The 6,000-nt window shown below is 58.6% G+C and carries 7 protein-coding genes; 5 read left to right on the top strand and 2 right to left on the bottom strand.

Going from position 1 to position 6,000, the window contains the following annotated elements; all coding sequences use genetic code 11:
* Positions 1-357 precede the first annotated feature (357 nt).
* The 4 genes from QRX40_RS06935 (at position 358) to QRX40_RS06920 (ending at position 3,422) form a co-directional block, all read left to right on the top strand.
* Entirely contained in the window at positions 358-1,023 is a 666-nt protein-coding gene (locus QRX40_RS06935; protein ID WP_313837262.1) for an SDR family oxidoreductase, read from the top strand.
* A gap of 192 nt (positions 1,024-1,215) precedes the next feature.
* Positions 1,216-1,968 carry a tyrosine-protein phosphatase gene (locus tag QRX40_RS06930; RefSeq protein ID WP_313837260.1) on the top strand — a complete coding sequence of 251 codons (753 nt, stop codon included), beginning with the start codon at positions 1,216-1,218 and terminating at the stop codon, positions 1,966-1,968.
* Between the two features lie 69 nt (positions 1,969-2,037).
* Positions 2,038-2,976, top strand: coding sequence for an aldo/keto reductase family oxidoreductase (locus tag QRX40_RS06925; protein ID WP_045923846.1), 939 nt, complete (start codon positions 2,038-2,040; stop codon positions 2,974-2,976).
* 194 nt (positions 2,977-3,170) lie between these two features.
* Positions 3,171-3,422 carry a hypothetical protein gene (locus QRX40_RS06920; RefSeq protein WP_313837257.1) on the top strand — a complete coding sequence of 84 codons (252 nt, stop codon included), beginning with the start codon at positions 3,171-3,173 and terminating at the stop codon, positions 3,420-3,422.
* Between the two features lie 181 nt (positions 3,423-3,603).
* Here the strand turns inward: QRX40_RS06920 and QRX40_RS06915 are convergent, their stop codons facing one another.
* Together QRX40_RS06915 and QRX40_RS06910 are read right to left on the bottom strand one after the other, a co-directional pair.
* Positions 3,604-4,422 (bottom strand): nitroreductase family protein, encoded by an 819-nt coding sequence (locus QRX40_RS06915; RefSeq protein ID WP_313837255.1) that lies wholly within the window; start codon positions 4,420-4,422, stop codon positions 3,604-3,606.
* 106 nt (positions 4,423-4,528) lie between these two features.
* Entirely contained in the window at positions 4,529-4,894 is a 366-nt protein-coding gene (locus QRX40_RS06910) for a DUF4235 domain-containing protein (protein WP_313837254.1), read from the bottom strand.
* A 65-nt stretch (positions 4,895-4,959) separates the two neighbouring features.
* On the opposite strand from QRX40_RS06910, the gene QRX40_RS06905 reads away from it, so the two are divergent.
* Positions 4,960-5,670, top strand: coding sequence for a histidine phosphatase family protein (locus QRX40_RS06905; RefSeq protein WP_313837253.1), 711 nt, complete (start codon positions 4,960-4,962; stop codon positions 5,668-5,670).
* The last annotated feature ends 330 nt before the right edge of the window (positions 5,671-6,000 follow it).

The raw sequence follows: 6,000 nt of genomic DNA, 5'->3' as shown, positions 1-6,000 counted from the left end.
CACGGCAATGGTACTGCACCCGGAAGAGTGTGGGAGAGTAGCACACCGCCGCCATTACATTTGAATATGGGAGGCATCCTCAGGAGAACATTCCTGAGGATGCCTCCTTTTTTATATTCACTTCAGACCGATGCTTTGCTGTTCCTGTATTCCTGCACAAAGCCGTGAGGGAAACAATCAAACACAGTTGAGGTGAATACCAAAGGCCGCCTTTCACTTGCGCAGTCTGCGATTTGAACCTAGAGAGCACTGATGTCAAAACCGTCGCCCACTTTGCCGCCTGTTGTTTCTGGTCCAGGACATCTAGAATGAAAAGCAGCCGAATCAGGCACATGAATACAGATACGAAGAAAGCGGATGAGTATGGGCAAAAGAATCATTCTTGTAGGGGCCACGGGCAGAGTAGGTGCATTGACCTGCGAGGACCTGGTCAAAGCCGGCCACGAAGTGGTCGCCTGCGCAAGAGGGGCCTCGAAGATTCCCGCCAGCCGGCGGGTGGAGCCCGTGACCTTGGATCTGCATGACCCGCTCTCCCAGGTAACCGACGCATTCCGCAAGTCGCATGCGGATGCTGTCGTCTTCACCGCAGGATCGCGTGGCAAGGACATCAACCAGATTGACGCCCTGGGAGCCATGAAGACCATAGAGGCCGCTAAAGCGGTCGGCATCACGAGGTATGTCATGCTGGGAGCCATGTATGCAGCCGATTGGCTGCGCTGGGAGCAGCCCCAGGTCAAACCTGCTATCGATGCCCTCGCTGACTATTACGTGACCAAGAACATGGCCGACCAATACCTGATCAGCTCCGGGCTGGACTACACCATTATCGAGCCAGGCAGCCTGACAGAGCAGGAAGGCACAGGAACTATCCAGGTCGAGCCAGACGGGCCCGGTCCCATACCGATCGCCGATGTGGCACAATGCTTGGCCGACTGCGTCGACCTGGAGCAGACCATAGGCAGGATCTACAACATCATCGGCGGCAGCACGCCCATCAGCAAGGCCCTGACCGCAAACCAGTAACAGAACCCGCCAATTCCTCAAGAGCAACGCCCGCCTACAGACTATGGCGTGTCTGCAGAGCAACAGGAATGGTACCTTGGCTGCATTGCTTGTTGCCTTTATGCTGTTGATCGCGCGCTGGCGCATTGCGTCCCAGTGACTTTATGAAGGTGGGGTTGGCGTGGGGACTGGGCGCAACGAAGGAGGTCGTCAATGAACATCACCAATTTTCGCGATCTGGGAGGCATTCGGACCATCCACGGCCGCCGGGTTCGTCCCTATAAGTTCATCCGATCAGGACAGCTGGTGGGTCTGGACGAAGATACGAAGAGGGAACTGGTCGACCGCTACCGGGTGACGCAGGTCGTGGACTTACGCCGGCCATTTGAGAGACAGGAAAGTCCGGACGACAGGATCGGTGGCGTGACCTTCACCAACATCGATCTGTTGGAGCAAAGCGGCACCGGCGGCGCCAGCTTGGACGATTTCGCCTCGCTGGGTTTGGCTGATCAGGTCAACGGCCACATGTTGAATGTCTACCATGACCTGGTCATGAATCCTGCGGCCCAGCAGGGGTATGGGAAGTTCCTGCGCATCGTCGTGGGCAACACACAGGGGGCTACGCTCTTCCATTGCTTTGCCGGCAAGGACAGGACCGGGTTCGCTGCGGCCCTGGTGCTCTGGCTGCTGGAGGTGGACGACGACCAGATATTCGCGGACTATCTGAAGACCAACCAAGAGAGGGTCGCGGCCAACAATCAGCTGCTGGACCAATTCCGCGCCAAGGGCTTCGACCAGGATTCGTTGGACGCGCTAGAGATTGCGCTCTGCGTCAAGAAAGAATACCTGGCTCATGCCCAACAGACCATGATCGAGGCCTATGGGGACGTCTTTACCTATGCGCGGCAGGCCCTAGGGTTCGGGCCAGACCAGGTAGAGGCCCTGCGTCGCAACCTGCTTGAGTAACCGCATAAGGCTGGAAGGCGGCTGGAACGGGTAGACTCGAACCAAGACGTTAATTGCGAGGAGGACATTGTGCGATACATGAACTTAGGACAGTCCGGATTCCGGGCCTCCCGTGTGGCCCTGGGGGTCATGCGGATCGATCAGAAGAGCCGCGAGGAAGCGCGGACCATTGTGGAGACGGCCATGAATGCGGGCGTTGACTTCTTCGACACTGCAGACTGCTACCATGCCGGGGCCAGCAGCCGGGCTCTGGGGCAGGCTCTGAAGGATCTGAGCGTAGACCGGGACAGCGTGGGCATCCAGACCAAGTTCGGCATCTTCCGCAACCCGGACAGCGACCAGATCACCCGCTACGACTTCTCCAAGGATCACCTGCTGAAGGCCCTGGATGAGGAGCTGGTCAACCTGCAGACCGACCATGTCGACTTCGTGCTGCTGCATCGTCCCGACACCCTGGTCGACTTGGACGATCTGGCCGAGGCCTTCAATGAATTGCAGACCAGTGGAAAGGTTCGGCACTTCGGCGTCAGCAACGTCAACCCCATGCAGGTGGAGCTGCTGCAGAGCGCGGTAAGCCAGCGGCTGGAGGTCAACCAGCTGCAGTTCGGCCTGGGGCACACCGGCATGGTCGACCAGGAGATCCACGTCAATATGGGCGACGATCCCAGCCTGGATCATGATGGCGGTCTTCTGGCCTATTCGCGGCTGAAGTCCATGACCATTCAGGCCTGGAGCCCCTTCCAGACCGGATACTTCGACGGGGTCTTCCTGGACAATCCCCGCTATCCCGAACTCAATGCAGAGTTGGACAAACTGGCCAAGCAGCATGGGGTAGCCAAAAGCGCTATTGCTGTGGCCTGGATTCTGCGGCATCCCGCCGGCATACAGGTGCTTTTGGGATCTATGAACCCCGGGCGCATCACGCAGATGGCCGCTGGCGCGGATGTGGATCTGACCGCCCAGGAATGGTACGACCTCTACCTGAGCGCCGGTCACGACCTGCCCTGATCTGTGCTCTAGGGTCGCTCACGTCCACCCGGCTTTAATTGCTTCGGGTTATGAACGATTGCGCCCTGCCAGTTTGATCTTGCATCATCGGCTTGCGTCATCTGACAGGGCTTGTCTGGCCGGGCGTTGGGCGCTATGAGTGATAAGTGCGCAGAAGGAAAGTCAGATCGGTTTCGAGGTAGTCGTACGCTGTCATGCATTATTTCACCCCACGACGTTGCGCTGCTACGTCCAAGATCATGTATCACGATCGGGCCAAGGCCCAGCAGGCCGCCGACCGCAGCATGGTCGAACGCAACGTTCTTCTGTGGGTCTACCGTTGCGATTACTGCGGGAGCTGGCATCTGACCAGCCATGAGCCGGGCTCCTACCAGCGCACGAGGATGGGCTCGCGAACTTTGAAACCGCATAGCCGCAAACGTGGGTACAAGCCTCGTCGCAGGTGAGGCAGTCATTGCCGAGTTGATGCTGATTGACTCTGCCGGCCCCTAACAGCAAGATCGGATTCCGCTGATCTCGCTGTTAGGGGCCGATTGGGCTTTGTCTGTTCACCTAAGGCCGGTGAACTAGGCTGGTGAACATATCAGGTGAGCCCTGCAGTTGTCTGGCCAGCAGGGATTTCGTTGCCTAGCAGGCTGGGTCGAAGCCCTGTCGGTGAATCGAATCCAGCATGGGTTCATGGCCGGAGGCGGGATTGCGAACCTTGTCAGCTATCATGGCGCTGAACGAGCGGTGGGGGTCGTCCAGGTGCCGGATGTCGCGATAATAGCGGGTGACCGTCTGATCGAAGTCAGCCAAGGCATCCTTCATGTCTGCATCATCGTCGGCCCGCTGATAGGTGTTGGTAAAGATTTGCGCCTGACGAGGCATCCTGGGCTTGGGATCCGGATCCTGGGCCGGATGGCCGATGGCAAGACCCAGCACCGGGTAGACCAGCTTGGGCAACTTCAGCAGATCGATCAGTCTGTTCGTATCATTGATGACGCTGCCCAGAATGACTCCGCCCAGGCCCAGGGCGTTGGCTGCGGTCTCCATGGCGTGCAGGGCCAGGACCGCATCGTTCTGCGACTGCAGGAAGACATAACCGGTGTTGAGCAGGGTGGTGTCCGGATCCAGATCATCGGCGAATCGCCGGACCAGATCGGCATTGCGGCGCTGGTCGGCCAGGAAGATGTAGAGCAACGGGGCTTCGGCAACATAGCGCTGATGGGCCATATCTGCGATGGCAAGCGCCTCATCATGGTCAGTGACCCTGATGGCCGACCATTCATGGAAGTACCGGCTGGTCGCTGCATGCTGAGCCGCCTGCTCAAGCAGGGCGATGGTCTGGTCGTCGATCGGTTCGTCGGTGAATCCACGGATGGAGCGTCGTTCAAGCAAGGTCCGTATGGTGGGGTTGTCGGCCGGATTCGCGGCCGGAGTTTTCTGTGAATTTGATAAGGTCATTTTGACATTCTGGCCGTCAACGCCTGCCAATGCAAGACCTTGTCGTCAAAATCACGCAATCAGCGTTATCAGGACCAGCCTGGTTATCAGTCAGCGTCCCTTGCTTTCAGCGCTGGTGACGACGGTCGATCAGAGCCTGGGAACCACGCTCGGACAGACCAGAGACCAGAGCGGTGACGGCGGCCGACAGAACGCCAAAGAGGAGGCCGGCGGTAGCGCTCTCCTGATCCTCTTCAGGGCTGTCCACGCCTCCGTTGCGTTTGCGGACCAGTCCGCCCCAGAAGGCTTGGAAGAGCTTGCCAGCCAGCAGTGCGGCGATGCTGGGAAGCGCAAACTTGACCAGCTTGTCTGTCAGCGATTCCGGGTCCGATTCAATCGAGTTGCGCATGTCATTCACCTTGCCATCCACCTGATGAAGCATGCCGACCACTTGGTCGGCCATCCCGCCAGGTTCCCGTCCTGAGTCCGTCATGTGTCCATTATCCCACACGCCTGGGGGTCTGGGGCGTGACCGGACCGTGGGTTAAACTGCTATCCATGGACATTGCGAAGAATACGTCGGGCAATGATGCCTCGGCCGAGAGCGAAGGCTACGCTGTGCTGCTGCGGCATGGTCAGACAGTTTGGAGCGAAACCGGACAATATACGGGGCGCACTGATATCCCCCTGACTGACCAAGGGCGCGAACAGGCCAAAGAGGCGGGTCAAAGGCTGGCTAAGGCCTTCCCCAATGGGTTTGACCCTGACTGCATTTTTTCCAGCCCCCTGCAACGAGCCAGGCAGACAGCCGAGCTGGCCGGTTTCCCTGATCCGGCGCCGATGGATGAGATCTTGGAGTGGGATTACGGTCCGGCCGAGGGGCACCGTCCTCAGGATGTGGTGGCCAGCCTTGGCCGTGAGTGGAAACTGTGGATCGACGGTCCGCATGCTTTGGGCATCGATGAGCTGAGTGGCGACCGGGTGGTCGATCTGCCTTCGGGCAGTCCCGTTTCCGTACATGTGACTCAGGGCGAAAGTCTGGATCAGGTAGCTGCCCGTGCGCGTGGGATCGCCGAATGGCTCGAGCCCCTGGTGTGTTCGGGGCGGCATGTGCTCCTGGTGGCGCACGCCCACATCCTGCGCATCCTGACGACGCAGTGGCTTGACTTGGACCCCCATAAGGCCCAGCTGTTCAGGATGAATACGGCGCATTACGGTGTTCTTGGCATCTACCAGGGCAAGCGTGTGCTCAGACAGTGGAATGTGTGATTGGGATGAATATTAGTTTGTCTTAGTCGCGACTTGCTGCCTGCGCCCCAACGTGGCTCTTTTCCCCGGTACGAACGTAAGAAATACTGCCATGCCATACTCCTGACTCCTGGCAGGCTATAGCCGTGGGAAAGGACTCAATGCTGAGTATTTGGTCTACCTGGCTTTGGCTTTGTGCCATCTTGACGACGGTGCGCTCCGCCTGGCTGGCTCGGCAGGCGGAGGCATCAAAAGCATTGACCAGTTTTTGCGCGCTGAGAATGGCGTACAGAAGCGTGTATCTCAGTAACAGTAATTGCGAGGGCAATGTTTCCAAGCCTCAAAGAGATG

The organism is Bifidobacterium sp. H6bp9, assembly GCF_032193695.1.
GTDB classification, from domain to species: Bacteria; Actinomycetota; Actinomycetes; order Actinomycetales; family Bifidobacteriaceae; genus Bombiscardovia; species Bombiscardovia kimbladii.
Note: the sequence above shows the minus strand (reverse complement) of the source record. Positions and strands in the feature narration are given on the sequence as shown.

Bases quoted from the DNA above. Each gene is read 5' to 3' on its own strand.
- QRX40_RS06935 (WP_313837262.1), top strand. From the start codon at position 358: ATGAGTATGGGCAAAAGAATCATTCTTGTAGGGGCCACGGGCAGAGTA.
- QRX40_RS06930 (WP_313837260.1), top strand. From the start codon at position 1,216: ATGAACATCACCAATTTTCGCGATCTGGGAGGCATTCGGACCATCCAC.
- QRX40_RS06920 (WP_313837257.1), top strand. From the start codon at position 3,171: ATGCATTATTTCACCCCACGACGTTGCGCTGCTACGTCCAAGATCATG.
- QRX40_RS06915 (WP_313837255.1), bottom strand. From the start codon at position 4,422: ATGACCTTATCAAATTCACAGAAAACTCCGGCCGCGAATCCGGCCGAC.
- QRX40_RS06910 (WP_313837254.1), bottom strand. From the start codon at position 4,894: ATGACGGACTCAGGACGGGAACCTGGCGGGATGGCCGACCAAGTGGTC.
- QRX40_RS06905 (WP_313837253.1), top strand. From the start codon at position 4,960: ATGGACATTGCGAAGAATACGTCGGGCAATGATGCCTCGGCCGAGAGC.